At 65.8% G+C, this 17,496-nt stretch carries 15 protein-coding genes and 1 pseudogene; 8 read left to right on the top strand and 8 right to left on the bottom strand.

The annotated features are described in order from the left end of the window. Window positions 1–161: 161 nt before the first annotated feature. On the bottom strand, window positions 162–386 hold the full coding sequence (locus tag ACCQ13_RS12790; RefSeq protein WP_104604457.1) for a hypothetical protein: 225 nt from the start codon (window positions 384–386) through the stop codon (window positions 162–164). Window positions 387–443: 57 nt separating this feature from the next. Between ACCQ13_RS12790 and ACCQ13_RS12785 the strand changes: the two genes are divergently transcribed. From ACCQ13_RS12785 to ACCQ13_RS12775, 3 genes and pseudogenes are all read left to right on the top strand, one after another. Beyond that, the gene (locus ACCQ13_RS12785; RefSeq protein ID WP_159407299.1) at window positions 444–1,052 is read left to right on the top strand and encodes a nucleotidyltransferase family protein; all 609 of its coding nucleotides are present in this window, start codon (window positions 444–446) and stop codon (window positions 1,050–1,052) included. Window positions 1,053–1,582: 530 nt separating this feature from the next. Further along, window positions 1,583–1,798 carry a hypothetical protein gene (locus tag ACCQ13_RS12780; protein ID WP_104604461.1) on the top strand — a complete coding sequence of 72 codons (216 nt, stop codon included), beginning with the start codon at window positions 1,583–1,585 and terminating at the stop codon, window positions 1,796–1,798. Window positions 1,799–1,978: 180 nt separating this feature from the next. Then, window positions 1,979–3,219: pseudogene (locus ACCQ13_RS12775) on the top strand (DUF819 family protein). Window positions 3,220–3,413: 194 nt separating this feature from the next. Here ACCQ13_RS12775 and ACCQ13_RS12770 read toward each other — a convergent pair. Both ACCQ13_RS12770 and ACCQ13_RS12765 read right to left on the bottom strand, forming a co-directional pair. Continuing rightward, window positions 3,414–4,607 carry a Tle-like phospholipase domain-containing protein gene (locus ACCQ13_RS12770; RefSeq protein ID WP_159407297.1) on the bottom strand — a complete coding sequence of 398 codons (1,194 nt, stop codon included), beginning with the start codon at window positions 4,605–4,607 and terminating at the stop codon, window positions 3,414–3,416. Between the two features lie 36 nt (window positions 4,608–4,643). Then, window positions 4,644–5,453, bottom strand: a complete 810-nt coding sequence (locus ACCQ13_RS12765; protein WP_208800370.1) for an ankyrin repeat domain-containing protein — start codon at window positions 5,451–5,453, stop codon at window positions 4,644–4,646. 192 nt (window positions 5,454–5,645) lie between these two features. Between ACCQ13_RS12765 and ACCQ13_RS12760 the strand changes: the two genes are divergently transcribed. Next, window positions 5,646–6,350, top strand: coding sequence for an HAD-IA family hydrolase (locus ACCQ13_RS12760; RefSeq protein WP_167527010.1), 705 nt, complete (start codon window positions 5,646–5,648; stop codon window positions 6,348–6,350). A gap of 871 nt (window positions 6,351–7,221) precedes the next feature. On the opposite strand, the gene ACCQ13_RS12755 is transcribed toward ACCQ13_RS12760, so the two are convergent. Together ACCQ13_RS12755 and ACCQ13_RS12750 are read right to left on the bottom strand one after the other, a co-directional pair. Further along, a complete protein-coding gene (locus tag ACCQ13_RS12755; RefSeq protein ID WP_104604468.1) occupies window positions 7,222–7,446 on the bottom strand; it encodes a YbdD/YjiX family protein in 225 nt (74 codons plus the stop codon). Next, on the bottom strand, window positions 7,446–9,518 hold the full coding sequence (locus tag ACCQ13_RS12750; RefSeq protein WP_104604470.1) for a carbon starvation CstA family protein: 2,073 nt from the start codon (window positions 9,516–9,518) through the stop codon (window positions 7,446–7,448). Before ACCQ13_RS12750 ends, ACCQ13_RS12755 begins: the two co-directional genes overlap by 1 nt. 232 nt (window positions 9,519–9,750) lie before the next feature. Here ACCQ13_RS12750 and ACCQ13_RS12745 point away from each other — a divergent pair, with 232 nt between their 5' ends. After that, window positions 9,751–10,605 (top strand): pirin family protein, encoded by an 855-nt coding sequence (locus ACCQ13_RS12745; RefSeq protein WP_167526911.1) that lies wholly within the window; start codon window positions 9,751–9,753, stop codon window positions 10,603–10,605. 81 nt (window positions 10,606–10,686) lie between these two features. Here the strand turns inward: ACCQ13_RS12745 and ACCQ13_RS12740 are convergent, their stop codons facing one another. Both ACCQ13_RS12740 and nfi read right to left on the bottom strand, forming a co-directional pair. Further along, window positions 10,687–11,148, bottom strand: a complete 462-nt coding sequence (locus tag ACCQ13_RS12740) for a hypothetical protein (protein WP_159407294.1) — start codon at window positions 11,146–11,148, stop codon at window positions 10,687–10,689. 363 nt (window positions 11,149–11,511) lie between these two features. Then, window positions 11,512–12,222 carry a deoxyribonuclease V gene (nfi, locus tag ACCQ13_RS12735; RefSeq protein WP_104604502.1) on the bottom strand — a complete coding sequence of 237 codons (711 nt, stop codon included), beginning with the start codon at window positions 12,220–12,222 and terminating at the stop codon, window positions 11,512–11,514. 103 nt (window positions 12,223–12,325) lie between these two features. Here nfi and gpmA point away from each other — a divergent pair, with 103 nt between their 5' ends. From gpmA to ACCQ13_RS12720, 3 genes are all read left to right on the top strand, one after another. Continuing rightward, entirely contained in the window at window positions 12,326–13,075 is a 750-nt protein-coding gene (gpmA, locus tag ACCQ13_RS12730) for a 2,3-diphosphoglycerate-dependent phosphoglycerate mutase (protein WP_104604474.1), read from the top strand. A gap of 123 nt (window positions 13,076–13,198) precedes the next feature. Continuing rightward, entirely contained in the window at window positions 13,199–15,301 is a 2,103-nt protein-coding gene (locus tag ACCQ13_RS12725) for a M13 family metallopeptidase (protein WP_159407293.1), read from the top strand. A 192-nt stretch (window positions 15,302–15,493) separates the two neighbouring features. Then, window positions 15,494–17,056, top strand: a complete 1,563-nt coding sequence (locus ACCQ13_RS12720; protein WP_159407292.1) for a phospholipase D family protein — start codon at window positions 15,494–15,496, stop codon at window positions 17,054–17,056. Window positions 17,057–17,106: 50 nt separating this feature from the next. On the opposite strand, the gene ACCQ13_RS12715 is transcribed toward ACCQ13_RS12720, so the two are convergent. Continuing rightward, window positions 17,107–17,430, bottom strand: a complete 324-nt coding sequence (locus tag ACCQ13_RS12715) for a hypothetical protein (protein ID WP_104604478.1) — start codon at window positions 17,428–17,430, stop codon at window positions 17,107–17,109. Window positions 17,431–17,496: the final 66 nt, after the last annotated feature.

Raw genomic sequence — 17,496 nt, 5'->3', positions numbered from 1 at the left:
ACCATTGAACTCCGCCTCGTTGCGCATCACCGCGCTGCGGCAGCCGTGCACTCTTGCTGTGTCCGCGAACCGGGGCGTGCCGAGCACACCGGACGCGGCATCGACTGCATCCGGTTGCTGCTTCGATGCAAACAGCGCGTGCCGCCGTTCGTGGCAAACAGTCACCCACCGCGCACAACGTTGTCTCTACGCTGGAGCAGCTTCCACTGCAGGTTGATGTCGCCATGCGCCTGTTTCCTGTCCGCCTCGATGCAGCAGCCCACCGTCGATACGGCGCTGCGCATACCGCCGTCACCGCGCCCGCACGCCATCGACCCGATGCGAGCCTGCGTGCCGAAGTGCGTGGCGTGGATATGCGTGTCGCCTCTGGCGCGCGCCGTCGGCATGCGGCAATGCACGCGCGGGCGGGGTTGTCTGTGCCGCGCCGCCGCGGATACGGATGCATGAGCCGCGAGCACGCAGCGCTGATACTGGCCGCCGGTGCGAGCACACGGCTGGGACGCTCCAAGCAGTTGTTGTTGCGCCATGGCGAACCCATGCTGCGCCGCGTGGTACGCATCGCACTACAGACCGCGCCGCTGCGTTGCGTGGTGGTGCTGGGGTGCGATGCACAGCGTTTGGGTGGCGTCCTGCAGGGGCTGCCGGTGGAGCTGTTGCCGCATGCCGCGTGGAGCGGCGGCATGGGTTCCAGCCTGGCCGTTCTCCGCAGCCATGTGCAAACCGATCACAGGCTGCATCGCAGCCTGGTCGTTGGCTGCGACCAGCCGGCGCTGGACGCGCAGCACCTGCACGCATTGCTGGCCCAAGCCGATCGCGCCGCATCGGGCTGCGCCACTAGCGGCTACGCAGGCGTGCGCGGCATTCCCGCAGTGGTCGCACACACGGTCTGGGCCGATGCTCCCCTGCATGGCGACAGCGGCCTGCGCGGGCTGTTCGCCAGCCTGGATCCCAGCACGCTCGGCTGCCTCAGTGCGCCCGCGCTGGCGCTGGATGTGGACACGCCCGCCGACCTGGCGGCGGCGCAGCAGCGCGGATGGCTGGATCGCGACTGAGACATTCTGTCGGGTATTGGCTTACGAGGCACGGCAAGTTTGAGCCACGCAGCACGTGGCCCCTCAGGACCACACCGCCAGTGCTTCCCTGATGAGCAGGACATAGCCGACCACCATGGCGGTCTTGACCGGAAACTGGAACTTTCGGAGTAGCAACATGGAAACCCTCCCCGAGGTGCGAATCGTGCATCGATTGCAGCGTCAGGCGCCTACCACGCAATGGCGGATGGTCCCGGTCGCTGCGACGTTGTGTTCACCCTGTGTATAGGAATCTACTGTTGAACGTGATTCGTGTTACGTAGGAATTTTCCTACCTGAGCGCCAGTGTCCACCTGACGGCGTCATGCGCGTTTCCCGTGCATCCTGACACTGCCGAACGCGGGGCCACTGGCTACTCTCCCGCGGCCCCTTAAGTAAGGGCATGTCGGCAATAGGGGGTGACACGGATCGTTCAATCCCGGGTGCACCGCGCGCTGGCGCGGCCTTGCACCGTTAAGTTACGAGCGCTGTACCTAGTGGCTGGAGGCCTGATGGAAGAGTCGCGTTACGTCGTACGTATTCATCCCGAACAAGGCGGTTGGTGGGTGACGCGTCCCCAGTGGTCGCCGCTGCGCTACCTGCGAGAGCAGGGGGCGCTGGAATATGCCGAGTTGACGGCCAAGCTGCACTGCATGACGACCGGCCAGCCCAGCGGCGTGGTGCTCAATACCGCCGAGGGCGAGCGTGTGGTTCGGCGCTATGGCTGACGCGGCCCGGTAGCAGCGCGCAGCGCGTCGCGAGCGGTCGTCGGCTGGACAGGTATCGATAGGCGGGCGATGGGTCGTGCGGCAGCGCTTTGCGCGGGCGGTCGGCTCGGCTAGATTCGGGACATCGGCCGCCGTCGGACCGATCCGCGTCGGCGGCCCCTGCCTGGAATCTGCTTTATCGTGACCGCGTCCGCTCCTGCCCTGATCCAGAACGACATCGTCGTCTTTGGCCTGATCGCCGCCACCCTGGGTGCGGTGTTCTGGACCGCATCACGCGAGCAGGGACTGTGGCGGCGCGTGTATGCCGTGGTGCCTGCCCTGCTGCTGTGCTATCTGTTGCCGGGGATCTACAACACCATCGGCCTGATCGACGGCGGCAATACGCGGCTCTACAACCCGATCGCCCGCGATGTGTTGTTGCCTGCGGCACTGATCCTGCTCACATTGAGCATCGACCTGCGTGCGATCCTCGGACTGGGACCCAAGTGTATCTGGGCGCGTCGCTGAGCATCATGCTGGGCGCGATGGTGGCGTTCCAGCTCATGCGCTGGCTGCATCCGGCCACCGTGGCGGGTGATACCTGGGCAGGCATGGCGGCGTTGGCCGGCAGCTGGATCGGCGGCGGCGCCAACATGCTGGCGATGCGCGAGGTCTTCAATGTGGACGCCACCACCTTTGGCCAGTTCGCCGTGGTCGATGTCGGGGTTGGCTATGTGTGGATGGCGGTGCTGATCTTCATGGCCGGGCGCGCCCGCGCGATCGATGCACGCAGCGGCGCCGATACGCGCGCGCTGGATGCGCTGCAGGAGCGCATGGCGCGCTTGCAGGCCGCGCATGCGCGGATTCCCAGCCTGACCGACCTGATGGTGATCGTGGCAGTGGCCTTTGGCGGCGTCGGCCTGGCGCATGCGCTGGCCAGCCCGCTGGCCGCCTGGTGCAAGGCGCACCTGAGCTGGGCCGGCCAGTTCAGCCTGGACGCGCCGTTCGTCTGGGTGGTAGTGCTGGCGACCAGCCTGGGGCTGCTGCTGAGTTTCACTCGCGCACGCAGCCTGGAAGGTGCCGGCGCCTCCCGGATCGGCTCGTTGCTGCTGTATTTCCTGATCGCCTGCATCGGCATGCAGATGGATTTGCTGGCGCTGCTGGACCGGCCCTGGCTGTTCCTGCTCGGGCTGATCTGGATCGCAGTGCATATCGCCCTGCTGTGGGGATTGGGCCGCTGGTTGCGGGTGCCGTTCTTCTATTTCGCGATCGGCTCGCAATCCAACATCGGCGGCCCGGCCTCCGCGCCGGTGGTTGCCGCTGCCTTCCACCCGGCGCTGGCACCGGTTGGGGTGCTGCTGGGCACGCTGGGCTACGCCACCGGCACCTACCTGGCGTATCTGGTCGGGATTACCCTGCGTGCGATGGCTGGCGCCGTTTAGGCATTGCTTGCTGCCGTCCAGCTCTTTTCCATTGCAGGCGTTCGACTCGCCGCCACCTTGCAGCCCGTAGCAAGCCAGCCGGAGGGCTGTGGCGGAAGCGACGCTGCGGCGACGCGGCTTTGTCTTCCGGCCATGAGCGTCGTCCGGCTATGCCGGTCACGCGCCGCGCCCTCCAGTGCCGATGCTGATTAGTGTCAATACTGAATGGGACGCTGCGGCTGTTCCTGTTGGGCGGGCTGGGGTGACTGCTGCTGGTTGTGCTGCTGCAGTTGACTCACATTGCCTTGCGCAGGCGCATTGGCGGCCGAAGCGGTCTGTACCTGGCTACGCAGATGGGCTGGATCGTCCATCCGGCCCTGCACCGCGATCAGGCCGTCGCCGTGGCGATTGGGGAGCAGGTGATCGATCCGCTGCAGGCCGTCGCTGCCGGCGTGTGCGGCCACGCTGGCGGCCGTGTTGAGAAAGGCGGTGTCGTCGCGCAGTCCCAGCCGCTCGCGCTGTCCGTCCAGCCGCACCACCGCATCGTTGAACAACTGGCTGCCGGGCTGCAACGCGGCGGCCTGGGGCGGTTGTGACGACTGCAGGTCCTGCGCCTTGATGACCGCGTGCATACCATGCAGGTCCAGGCGATGCTTGAACATCATGCCGGGCACCAGGCGCTGCGCGAACGACAACGGATCCGGGTCGGGTAATTCGATCTGGTGGCCTGCGGCGTCGGGCATTGCCCATTTGAGCGGAATGCTGTCTTCCTGCAGGTGGGTCAGCAGTTCGTTCTTGACGTGATAGCCACGGATCAACGTGCTGCCGGCATAGTCCTTGGCCGCTGCCGCATCCAGGCCCTGGCGTTCCAGCGTGCGGTCGCTGACGCCGGCCGCGTTGTAGGTCACTGCGGGAATGTCGTTGACCATGGCCGACGCGGCGGCCAGGCCACCGCCCAGGGAATGGCCGGAAATCACCACCTGGTCGCCAAACGCCTGCCTGGCCTGGCTGCCGAGTTGGATGGCAGAGGCATATTGCGCGTCGTCGAATCCCAGGCCCTGGCCGATGTTGTGCTTCCAGTCCTTGCCTTCGTCGGTGCCGCAGAAACCCAGCACCACCTGGCCCTGGTCGTTGCGATAGAACGCGGCATCGAAGCCGCTCTTGCCATCGTGCAGCAGGGCAGGGTCGATGCCGGCCTGGCGCAGCGCGCTATCGTCCATGCGCGACCAGCGATCGGCGAGCGGCGCGAAAGTCTCGGGGGCACCTTCGCGGCGTTGGTTCGCGGTGGCGTAGAGATCCTGCAGCAGGGCCGGAAATTGCCGGTCCTGCGGTTGCGGGTGTTGTCCACGCATCGATTCGGCGAACGAGGTGGAGATGGGATTGGAAGACGATATGTCTGGCGGGCTCATGCGCGGCTCCTTGCGTTCGTCGTACGGAAAGCGCGCTTAGCGGCTGCTTTCCACGGGAATGTTGTGCGCGCTCAACCATGCGCGCACGTCCGACCTGACCTGTTGGCCGGCTGCATTGAGCAGGCGATCCGGCGTGGTGAAGAAATACGCCTGGAAGGTCTTCTGCTGCGCATTGCGCATCGCCGGGTCCACGCCGGCCTGCAGCAACCGCACCACCGCCGGATTGGCGCCGCCGCTCTGTGCGGCCAGATGCAGCAGGCTGTTGCCCGTGTGATCGATCCGCCTGGTATCGGCACCGGCAGCCAGCAACAGCTCGATCTGCGCATCGCGCTTGCTCTGTACGGCGCGGAACAGCGGTGTCCAGCCGGCACGCGCGCTGACCATGTCGAGCGGTGCCTGGTGCTGCAACAGGATCTTCAGATACTGCGGGTCCTGCGCCATTGCGGCCATGTGCACGACCGTTTCCTGGTCCATGCCGGGCAGCGACGGGTCTGCGCCCGCATCGAGCAGCGCATCCAGTGCATGCGGCTGTTCGTTCCAGATGGCCCACTCCAGCAGGGTCAAGTTCTGATCGCCGCGTGCGGCAAGATCGACGGTGGGGGCGAGTGTCTTGATCCGTGCAACATCGCCGTGTGCGATGGCGCCGGCAATTTCAGTCAGGCCTGGGTCGCGGAAGGCGACGGTGTGGTCCTGCAGCGTAGCTGACATGGTGGTTTGCTCCTTGGCACCGGGTGAGGCGATGCATGAGACCGCGAAAAACGAGGTCGCAAGAGCGAGCAGGGTGGGGAATCGCGTCTGCATCGAAATCTCCTTGTCCTGATCGCATTCCTGGTGACGCTGCGGCAAGTCCCGCCGCCGCGCGGTCGATCCTACCAGCCGTAACAATCGGGCGCGGTAAGATTTCGTAACCTGGGTCTGCAGCGTCGGTGCACGGCCCGGCCTGCTTGCCGGGCTGTGCAGCCGCCCTGGGGTTGTCCGATGCGTTCAGCGTCGCGCATGCGCCGCGCCACAGCCAACGGTCACAAGGCGGCCGGCATAATGGCGCTTTGCAAGCAGATGGGTGCAATGGGTTACGAGCTACTGATTAGCGACTGCGATGGTGTTCTTGTCGACAGCGAGATATTGGCCGACCGGGTGATGCGCGAGGCGCTCGTGTCTTTCGTGCCGAGCGAGCCGCTGGAACAGTTGCTCGAAACGACGTTCGGGCAGACCACCCGGGAAGTACTGCGGCGTGTGGAAGAACACTTTGCCTTGCAGTTGCCGGACACCTTGCTGGCGCAGATCCAGGCGCGCAGCGAGTCCCTGATCGCCGCGCAAGTGCAGCCCATCCCGGGCGTGCGCGAGGCGCTGGAACAGATTCCGCTGCCGTTGGCGGTGGCCTCCAACAGCCGCCGCCACAATGTGATTGCCTCGGTGGAGCGCGCCGGGCTGGCCGCGCGTGCGGCTGGGCGCATCTTCAGTGCCGACATGGTGGAACGGCCCAAGCCGGCGCCGGATGTGTACCTGCTGGCCGCACGCACCGCCGGCGTGGCGCCCGAGCGTTGCCTGGTGATCGAAGACAGCCCCACCGGTGCCACGGCGGCCGTGGCGGCAGGCATGCAGGTACTGGGGTTTATCGGTGCCAGCCACATTCCGCCTGGCCACGGTGACACCCTGCGCCGCCTCGGTGCGCTTGAGGTGTTCGACGAAATGCGTCATTTGCCTGTGTTGTTCGCGCGGCTGGCGCAAAGGCGCGCTGGTTAAATGAAAGGCTCGGTGAGTAGGCCGCAGGCAACTCGCAGCGCTGCACTCTGCAGTTGACCTGCTGCGTTATCGGAGTCTGCAAAGCAGCCGCGATCCGAGTCGTGGCTCCATCTGGATGCAGCCTAAGCCTGGCGAATCGAGGGTGCCACGCTAGACCGTTGGTTGGTAGGTTTTGGTGAAAAGCAAGACACCGCGTCGCCTGCTTGCCAGTCGCTGTTGAGATCCATGCAGACCGACCATTTCGACTGGTCCTTGCCCGCTCACCGTCGTGGGACCCTTGGCGGCATGGATGCCGCCACGGAGCTTACATGGACGTACTTGCAGCGTGTCCCGCGATGGTGGGCGGGCAAGGGCCCTTCAGCGAAGGCGCGGCGTCGAGGGCGCGGTGCCCTCACCGCTCGCGGGACACGCCGTGAATCCGTCCGTGGAGGCTCGATGGCGGCATCCATGCCGCCAACGGTCCCGCAATCGGCGAGGACACCACGCCAGACAATCGGCTGATGGTTTTGTTGGAGAGCTAAAGACACCGCTCCAGACAGTTGGCTGGCCGCTGGTTGAGATCCATGCAGACCGACCATCTCCACTGGTCCTCGCCCGCCCACCGTCGCGGGACCCGTGGCGGCATGGATGCCGCTGCGGAGCCTACACGGACGTACTTGCGGCATGTCCCGTGACGGTGGGCGGGCAAGGGCCCTGCAGCGAAGTCGCAGACACACTGCTCTACAACTGATCTATCCGCAGAACCGTCTATCAGCCACTCTACCTTGCGGTATGTCCGGCGATGGTGACCGGGCAAGAATCATGCCGCCATCAACGCAACAGGGCGCGATGCGCATCGCGCCCTGTTGCGTTGTAGCGTGCCGCTGATGACTCAACAGCAGCGGAAGCCGCTCTTGCCGCCGTAGCGCGCGTCCTGGCGCTCGCGGAAAAACGTGGGGTAATCCATCACCGGTCGGTCGGGATGTTTTTCCAGCATGTGGCGCACGTAGTTGTCGTAGTCGGGAATGCCGCAGCACAGCCGCGCGGTCTGGATCAGGCGCCGCCAGATGCGGCGATGCGCCTGGTATTGGCTGGCAAGAACGAGTTGGGTGCCCATTACAGATCTGCCATCTGGTGTGGCTGCAAGGCCACGTACGCGGTTTCACGGTCGCTGCGTTGCGGAGTGCGGCGCGCAATGACGATCGTCTTGATCGCATAGATCAGGATCGATCCCACCACGAACAGAAACAGCACCGTCAGCCCGGTGTTGACGTAGGCATTGGTGACGATCTGCTGCATCTGCGGCACTGTCTTGGCCGGTGCGGTGATGGTATTGCTGGCGATGGCGGCCTGGAACTTGTGCGCCTGCGCCAGGAAGCCCTGCGCCGGGTTGCTGTCGAAGATCTTGATTAGCCCCGCATACGTCGTGCACAGCAACAGCCACAGCGCCGGCACGATGGTGACCCAGGCATAGCGGTCGCGCTTCATCTTGAACAGCACCACCGTGCCCAGCATCAGCGCGATCCCTGCCAGCATCTGGTTGGAGATGCCGAACAACGGCCACAGCGTCTGGATGCCGCCGAACGGATCGATCACGCCGGTGTACAGCAGGTAGCCCCATAACGCCACGCAGCCGGCGGTGGCAATGATGTTGGCCACCCACGACTCGGTCTTCTTCAGCGCCGGGATGAAGTTGCCCAGCAGGTCCTGCAGCATGAAGCGGCCCGCGCGCGTGCCGGCATCGACGGCGGTCAGGATGAACAAGGCTTCGAACAGGATGGCGAAGTGGTACCAGAACGCCATGGTGTCCTTGCCCGGCAACAGCTGGTGCAGGATCTGCGCGATGCCCACCGCCAGGGTGGGCGCACCGCCAGCGCGCGCCAGGATGCTGTGCTCGCCAATGTCCCTGGCGGTGGCTTCCAGCACGTCGGGGGTGATTGCAAAGCCCCATTCGGACACCTTGGCCGCCACCGCGACCGTGTCGGTACCGACCAGCGGGGCGGGGCTGTTCATGGCGAAGTAGATGCCCGGCTCGATGATCGAGGCGGCCACCAGCGCCATGATCGCCACGAACGATTCCATCAGCATGCCGCCATAGCCGATGTAGCGCATGTGGCTTTCGTTGGCGAGCAGCTTGGGCGTGGTGCCGGAGGCGATCAACGCATGGAAACCGGAGACTGCGCCACAGGCAATGGTGATGAACAGGAACGGGAAGATCCCGCCCTTCCACACCGGGCCGTCGCCGGTGGAGGCGAACTGGGTCAGCGCCGGCATTTTCAGGTCGGGCATCACCACCAGGATGCCGATCGCCAGCGCCAGGATGGTGCCGATCTTGAGGAAGGTGGACAGGTAATCGCGCGGCGCCAGCAACAGCCACACCGGCAGCACCGAGGCCACGAAGCCGTAGCCGATCAACATCCAGGTGATCTGCTTGGCGGTGAAGGTGAAGGCCGGGCCCCAGGTCGGGTCGGCAGCGACCTTGCCGCCCAGCCAGATCGCGGCCAGCAGCAGGATCAGCCCCACCACCGAGATCTCGCCGATCTTGCCGACGCGGATGTAGCGCATGTACACGCCCATCATCAGCGCGATGGGCATGGTGGCGATCACCGTGAACATGCCCCATGGGCTTTCGGCCAGTGCCTTGACCACCACCATCGCCAGCACCGCCAGGATGATGACCATGATGAGGAACGCACCGAACAAGGCGATGGTGCCGGGCACCTGGCCCATTTCCTCGCGCACCAGATCGCCCAGCGAGCGGCCGTTGCGGCGGCTGGACAGGAACAGCACCACGAAGTCCTGTACCGCACCGGCGAACACCACGCCCACCACCAGCCACAGCAGGCCGGGCAGGTAGCCCATCTGCGCGGCCAGCACCGGGCCGACCAGCGGGCCGGCGCCGGCGATGGCGGCGAAGTGGTGGCCGAAGAGCACGTGCTTGTTGGTGGGCACGTAGTCAAGGCCGTCGTTGTTGACGACCGCCGGGGTGGCGCGGGTGGGATCGAGCTGCATCACCTTGTCGGCGATGAACAGGCTGTAGAACCGGTAGGCGATCAAGTAGATCGAGACCGCCGCCGTCACGATCCACAGTGCGTTGATGTGCTCGCCACGCCGCAGCGCCACGGTACCCAGGCAGAACGCGGCCAGCAGCGCGAGCGCGCTCCAGGCCAGCTTCGAGAACCCTTTCATGCATGCCCCTCGGAAACGATTCGTCCAAGGGTCTCCCCGTGCCCGCCTGCGGTCAATGGCGGTGGTTCGCTTCAGCGTAAAACTTTGGTTGTAGGGTGTTTGCCTGCAAAGTGCGCTAGCGCCATTGCGGCGAGGCCGGCGACTGGAACGGTCGGTTGCAGCCGTCGCGATTGGGTACGGCGCCACGCGCACCCATGATGACGGCACCCACACACGGCACAGGGATATCGCAATGAGCACCACGACCACCCCGGCGCATGTGCTGCGCACCATCGGCGGCATGCCCACCTCCGACGGCGCCGGCGTCAAACTGACGCGCGTGATCGGCACCGCGCAATTGCCTGAGCTGGACCCGTTCCTGATGCTGGATGAGTTCGGCACCGAACAGGCTGAAGACTATATCGGCGGATTTCCCAGCCACCCGCATCGCGGCTTCGAGACGGTGACCTACATGCTCGACGGGCGCATGCGGCACAAGGACAACCATGGCAACGAAGGTCTGCTGACGCCGGGCAGCGTGCAGTGGATGACCGCCGGCCGCGGCCTGATCCACTCGGAAATGCCCGAGCAGGAATCCGGGCGCATGCGCGGGTTCCAGCTGTGGGTGAACCTGCCGGCGCGCGAGAAGATGACCGACCCGAAGTACCAGGAGTACGCGCCCGACCGCATCCCGGTGGCGCAGCCGGCGCCTGGGGTGACGGTGAAGGTGATTGCCGGTGTGGTGGGCGAGGTGGTCGGGCCGATCGTGCAGCCGGCGACCAGCCCGGTGTATCTGGATATCGCCCTGGACGCGCACGCGGCATGGGAGTACTCGCTGCCCGAGGGCCACAACGCCTTTGCGTATGCCTTCGAGGGCGCGGTGGCGGTGGGGCAGGGCGATGCCGCGCGTAGGCTGCCGGCGCAGGAACTAGCGGTGCTGGGCGGTGGCGAGCGGCTGACGCTGCGCGGCGGCGCCGAGGGCGCGCGCCTGATCCTGGTGGCCGGGCGCCCGCTCAACGAGCCGGTGATGCGGCACGGCCCGTTCGTGATGAACACCAGGCAGGAACTGATGCAGGCGTTTGTCGATTTCCAGGAAGGGCGATTCTGAGGTGTCGGCCTCGCGAAGCCGGATCGTGGCGCATGCGCACGGCGCTGTCTCCAGGCGAGGCAGCGCCGTAGGCTCAGTTCATCAGCGCTGCAACGCCAGGCTGGCCGGTTGCAGGTCCATGGCCTGTACCAACGCTTGCATCGAGGTGAGTTCCTCGCTGCTGGCGCCGTCGATCCATAGCTGTGCGTAACGCTTCTTGCCCAGCTCGACCACGGTGACGCGGCGCGATTCCATGCCCGGCACTTCGCGGCCGCCCAGGTCGAGCTTGTACCAGTAGAACGCTTCCTGCTGGATCTGGCCCTTTTCAGCACGGCGGTCGCGCGCCAGCGCCATGGACGGATCGCGGGTGGTCAGCATCACGCCGACCACCTGGCGGCCCTCGGCGTTGACCGCCTTGCAGACCAGATAATCGGCACCGGCCAATTGGGTCCACTGCAGTCCCGAGGCGGGTGGCAGCGGCGGGCAGACCGGCGCGGTCTGGGCGTGGACGGTGGCGGCGGCCAGCAGCAGACTCAGGCCGACAAGGCAGAATGCAGACTTCATCGAAGGTTCCCCGGCATTGGATGACGATGCGGGGGCGACGCCAATCCGTGCCGCTGCAGTGCCTCGAGCTCCCCGCTGCAAGGCTGCCGTCCACATGACGCGCGCTCCGCTCACGTCTGCATCACTACCACACCTGTGCGAGCAAGCTCAAGCCCTGTCGCAACCGGGCGCGGCATGGCTTGTGCAGTACGGCACTTTCACTGCGAGACCTGGTAACGCAGTGCGTGCAGTCAGCTGTGACGCGCACGGTTTCACGAGTAATCAACTGATCTGGGTGCCGGTGTTTTCAGTGATGGTCCGTCTACGACCTTTCGTGCCGCGTCGCTCAAGCCCGCACGCTCTCGCTGTCAAGGTCGCGTATTTCTACAGCAGGTTGGCCTGTGCAGGCAGCGCAATCTCGCCGCGGCGAGACGCCAGGCGGTCTGCAAGACGCGTCGGTTCCGGCAGGCGATAGGCGCGCAGGGTGCGCAGGGTCCACGCGAGCGCGCCTTGCAGCGACACGCGGTGACCGGGCGAGACGATCAACGGATTGCAGCGCGGCTTGCTGCGCAAGGCCCAGCCGATCTGCGCGCCGCCCAGCAGGACTGGACTATGGTCGCCGCGCTCCGGGCCGGGGTCTGCGAACTGGCCGGCCAGCCGCTGCTTGGCCACGCCGATGCTGGGCAACCCGGTTACCACGCCGAAGTGCGCGGCAATGCCGAGCTTGCGCGGATGCGCGATGCCCTGGCCGTCCACGAACGCCAGGTCCGGCGTGTGCGACAGCAGCGCCAGTGCCCGCAGCAAGGCCGGCAATTCGCGAAAGCTGAGCAGGCCGGGCACGTAGGGCATCGAGGTCGCAACGCGTGCCACCTGCATTTCCAGCGGCAACAAGGTCTGTGCATCCAGCAGCACGGCCGCCGCGCGCGTGGTCTGGCCCTCGTCCTCGAAACCGACATCGAAGCCGGCCAGCAGTTGCGGCGTTGCGGTCACCGCATCCTGCAGCACGACCTGGCGTGCCAGTTGCTGCTTCAACTGTCGCGCCTGGGTGACACTGCCGTCCCAACCGGCGAACACGGGATCCAAGGGTGCCTTCATCGCCGCAGCATCGCGCGCGGCCCGTGGCGGCGCCGTGCACGCCAGCGATGCGCTGGCTGCCGCTACAATCGCCGGCTGATCGGCCCCCAATCGGAGAACCGTAGTGACCCGCAAACTCGTACTGCTGCGCCATGGCCAGAGCCAATGGAACCTGGACAACCGCTTCACCGGCTGGGTGGATGTGGACCTCACCGAACAGGGCCGCCAGGAGGCTGCCGCTGCCGGCAAGCTGATGAAGGACGAGGGCCTGCAGTTCGATGTGGCTCACACCTCGGTACTCAAGCGCGCCATCCATACGCTGCAGGGCGCATTGACGGAACTCGACCAGGACTGGCTGCCGGTGTCCAAGAGCTGGCGCCTCAACGAGCGCCATTACGGCGGGCTGCAAGGTCTGGACAAGGCCGAAACTGCCGCCAAGCACGGCGAGGAGCAGGTCAAGATCTGGCGTCGCTCCTACGATATCCCGCCGCCGGCGATGGACGTCAACGACCCGGGCCACCCCTGTCACGACCGCCGCTATGCCACGCTGGATCGCAATGCGTTGCCGGGCACCGAGTCGCTGGCGACCACGCTGGTGCGCGTGCTGCCGTACTGGCACGACGCGATCGCGCCGCAGTTGAAGGCCGGCCAGACCGTGCTGGTGACCGCGCACGGCAACTCGTTGCGCGCGCTGTACAAGTATCTCAATGACGTCTCCAGCGAGCAGATCCTGGAACTCAATATCCCCACCGGCATCCCGCTGTTGTTCGAACTGGACGACAGCCTGCAGGTGCAAAGCTACCGCTATCTCGGCGACCCGGACGCGGCCAAGCGCGCGGCCGATGCCGTTGCCAACCAGGGCAAGGCCAGGTAATCGCAGCGTGGTGAAATGGCGGGCAGTGCGCTGCAATGGAGTGTGGCGCACAGCACGACGGGATTCGGTCATGCGCTTACTGTCCACCGTGCATGGCGCGGTTTTTCGGCCTTGGAGAATTGAATGAAGTTGAGCAGTTTCGCGCCGTTGTCGCTTGCGCTGGCCGTCGCGGTCGCATTGTCGGCCTGTGGCGCCTCCGACGATGCCCCCAAGGCCGCGCCCGCCGCGCCGCAGGCCGCACCGGCCAAGGTGGATGTGTCCAAGCTGGATGCGCCGATCGTGGCGTTCGGCAGCGGCGATCTGGATCCGGCCATCAACGCGTGCCAGGACCTCAATGGTTTCGTCAACGCCAAGTGGCTCAAGGCCAACCCGGTGCCGTCCGATCGCAGCAGCTGGGGGAGCTTCGAAGTACTGGCCGAGCGCTCGTTGACCATCCAGCATGCGCTGGTGGAGCAGTTGGCGCGCGGCAGTCTGTCGCCTGGTTCGGTGGATGCCAAGATCGCCGACCTGTGGCGCACCGGCTCGGACGAGGCGGCCATCGACACCGCCGGCATCACCCCGTTGCAGCCACAGTTGCAGGCCATCGATGCGTTGGCCGATGCGCCAGCCATCGCCGCGTGGTTGCGCGACAGCTATGCCAAGGGCCAGGGCTTCGTGTTCTCGTTCGGGGCCAATGCCGACTACAAGAATTCCGAGCAGATGATTGCCTATGCGGGCCAGGGCGGTCTGGGCCTGCCCGAGAAGGGCTATTACAGCGATCCAGCGCAGGCCAGGATCCGCGAGCAATACGTGGCTTACATTGCGCGCGTGCTGGAATTGTCCGGTCTCCCGGCTGCGCAGGCGGCGACGCAGGCCAAGGCGGTGATGGCATTCGAGACGCGGCTGGCCAACGCCTCGCTGTCGCGGATCGAATTGCGCGACCCGGCCAAGCGCTACAACCCGGTCGATGTAGCCGGCGCCAACGCGGTGACGCCGCATTTCGACTGGCAGGCGTTCTTCAGCGCGCTCAAGGTGCCGGCCGCTACGTTCTCGCTGAGCCAGCCGGGTTATTTCGCCGAGCTCGATGCGATGCTTGCCGACACGCCGGTGGACACCTGGAAAGCTTACTTGCGTTTCCACAGCATCGATGAGGCGGCGCCGTATCTGGCCAAGCCGTTCGAGCAGGCCAACTTCGATTTCTATGCCAAGACCTTGCGTGGGCAGCAGGACATGCTGCCGCGCTGGAAGCGCACCTTGAACGCGGTCAACCAGGCGATGGGCGAAGCGCTGGGACAGCTCTACGTGCAATCCGCGTTTCCTGCCGAGTCCAAGGCGCAGATGCAGCAGCTGGTGCAGAACCTGTCCGCTGCGCTCAAGGCACGGCTGGAACGCCTGGACTGGATGAGTCCGCAGACCAAGCAGCGCGCGCTGGAAAAGTGGGCCAGCTTCACGCCCAAGATCGGGTATCCGGATCAGTGGCGCGACTGGTCGGCACTGGAGACGCGTGGCGACGGATTCCTGGCCAACATGCAGGCCGCCCAGGCATTCAACTACCGCTACATGCTGGACAAGATCGGCAAGCCGGTGGACAAGCGCGAGTGGCATATGACGCCGCAGACGGTCAACGCGTACTACAACGCCACCCGCAACGAGATCGTGTTCCCGGCGGCGATCCTGCAGCCGCCGTTCTTCGATCCCAAGGCCGATCCGGCGCTGAACTACGGCGGCATCGGTGCGGTGATCGGGCACGAGATGATGCATGGCTACGACGACTCCGGCAGCCAGTTCGATGCCAAGGGCAATTTCGACACCTGGTGGACCGACGCAGACCGCAAGCTGTTTACCCAGCGCACCGATCAGTTGGTGGCGCAGTTCGACGGCTACGAGGCCATCCCCGGCGTGCACGTCAAGGGCAAGCTGACCCTGGGCGAAAACATCGGCGACCTGGGTGGCCTGACCGTGGCCTACGACGCCTTGCAGATGGCGTTGAAGGAACAGCCCGATGCCAACACGCAGATCGACGGCTATTCGCAGGATCAGCGCTTCTTCATGAACTGGGCCACGGTGTGGCGCCGCAACTTCACCGACGGCGAATTGCGCGTGCGTTTGAACACCGACCCGCATGCACCGGCCAATTTCCGCGCCAATGGCGCGCCATCGAACATGCCGGTGTTCGCGCAGGCATTCCAGTGCAAACCGGGCGATGCGATGGTGCGCAGCGACAAGGAGCGTGTCGTGATCTGGTAAGCGCTGCACCTTGAGCGACCGCACTCGCTTCCTGCGGGCGCGGTGGCTGGCAGGTGCGGCGTGCCGCATCTGCGTTGTAGCCGTCCCCATGCCAGTGATGCCGAGACATCACACCGGCGCGTGCCGGCCTGTGCACATGCAGTTGCAAGGCCAACCTCTACACTGCCGCGCTGGAACGTGTTGGGGCTGGCGGTGCGCAAGCGGAACGTCTTCAAATGGATCGGCATCGGCATGCTGGCGTTCATGCTGGGCAGTGTGCTGTCGCTTTACGGCTACGGCCGTTTTGCCGACCGCCAGCGTGGGCCGGCCAGCCACGTACTGCCCGCCACGGCGATGGTGACGGCCATCGACAAGGCGGTGGCGCCGCTGCAGCAGGCACATCCGGCGCACACCGGGGTGGTGATCGTCGCGGACAACACCGAGGCGTTTGCGGTGCGTGCGCTCACCGCGCGTGCAGCCGGGCGTAGCCTGGATCTGCAGTACTACATCTGGCATGCCGATTTCACTGGCAACCTGCTGCACAACGAACTGCTGCGTGCCGCCGACCGCGGCGTGCGCGTACGTCTGTTGCTGGACGACATGAACGTGCACGGCAGCGATTCGGTGTTGGCGGCGCTCGACAGCCACCCCTTGATCGAGATCCGTCTGTTCAATCCCACCCGCGCACGCGAAGGCACGGTGATGCGTGGGGTGGAGATGGTGCTGCGCATGGTCAGCATCAACCGGCGCATGCACAACAAGGCCTGGATCGCCGATGGACGGATTGCGGTGGTGGGGGGGCGCAATGTGGGCGACGAGTACTTCGATGCCGCGCGCGATACCAACTTCATGGACATGGATGCGGCGGTGGTAGGGCCAGCGGTAGGCCAGGTCGAGCAGGTCTTCGACGCCTACTGGAACAGCCCCAACGCACTGCCGTTGGCCGCGTTGGCCACGGCCAGGCCACAGGCGCTGGACGCGTTGCGCGGCAGCCTGGATGCCGGGCTGGACTCTGCGCGGGCACAACCGTATGTGCAGCGGTTGCGGCGTGCGCCTGGGGTGCAGGCCTTGCTACAGGGCGATCGTCCGGTGCATTGGCTGGACCGCGCGCGCATCGTCTCCGACCCGCCGGAAAAGGCCGATGGCGCGCCGCCGCAGGCGGACTGGATGACACCGGTGCTGATCGGCCAGATGGCCCACGCGCAGCGCGAGTTGAAGGTGATCTCGCCCTATTTCGTACCGGGCGAGCAGGGCATGCGTTGGATCGGGGCTTTGCGCCAACGCAAGGTGCGCGTCAACATCCTGACCAATTCGTTGGCCGCCAACGACGTGGTGGCCGTGCACAGCGGCTATGCCGACTACCGCGTGCCGCTGCTGCAGCAGGGCGTGCGCCTGCACGAGCTCAAGCCGATGGGCAAGCCCGATGGCAGCCTGTTCGGCTCCAGCGGCGCCAGCCTGCACACCAAGGCCTTCGTGGTGGACGACACGCGTGGCTTCATCGGCTCGTTCAACCTGGACCCGCGCTCGATGAACCTCAACACCGAGATGGGGTTGCTGTTCGAGGACCGCGCCGTTACTGCGGAGCTGGAACGCTTGTACACCCACAAGGTGAGTGCAGCGCTCAGTTATCGGGTGACGCTGGCGCAGGGCGAGCTACGCTGGCACGACGATGCCGCGCAGCCGCCGCAGGTGTGGGCACGCGAGCCGACAGCCAGCGTGTGGCGGCGCAGTGCTGCCATGGTACTTGGATGGTTGCCGCTGGATTCGCAGCTATGAGGCCTGCCGGCGCACGTCAGTGGCGTGCGTCGGCAGTGCAGGACACGATGTCAGTGCAGGTGGTTGCGCGGTGAGCTGCCGAGCGGTTCCGGCGCGATGGTTGCATCGCCTTGCCGATGGCCCGCCGCGAGCAAGGCCGCACGCGCCTGCACCCACTCGGGGCGAAGGCCGGGTTGCGATTGCGGGGACTGCACGGCCAGCGCCTGCTGCAGGTGTTGCTGTCGGAGGCGTTCGTCCTCGGTGATGCAGGTTGGCGGCGCTGTCGCGGCAGCGCAGTGGACGTGGGCACCTGCGTCGATGACGGGGTCGACGAATACCGAGTCGACGCTGACCGGATCGATGAACAGGCTGTCGGCGAGAGTGCGTGTGGCCATGCTGCACCTCCTGTCCCGGGACGGCGATTGCCGCCGCATCGGGTGACCCGCGCAATGCTGGGTCTT

It is taken from the genome of Xanthomonas sp. NCPPB 1638 (assembly GCF_041475635.2).
Classification (GTDB): Bacteria; Pseudomonadota; Gammaproteobacteria; order Xanthomonadales; family Xanthomonadaceae; genus Xanthomonas; species Xanthomonas cucurbitae.
Note: the sequence above shows the minus strand (reverse complement) of the source record. Positions and strands in the feature narration are given on the sequence as shown.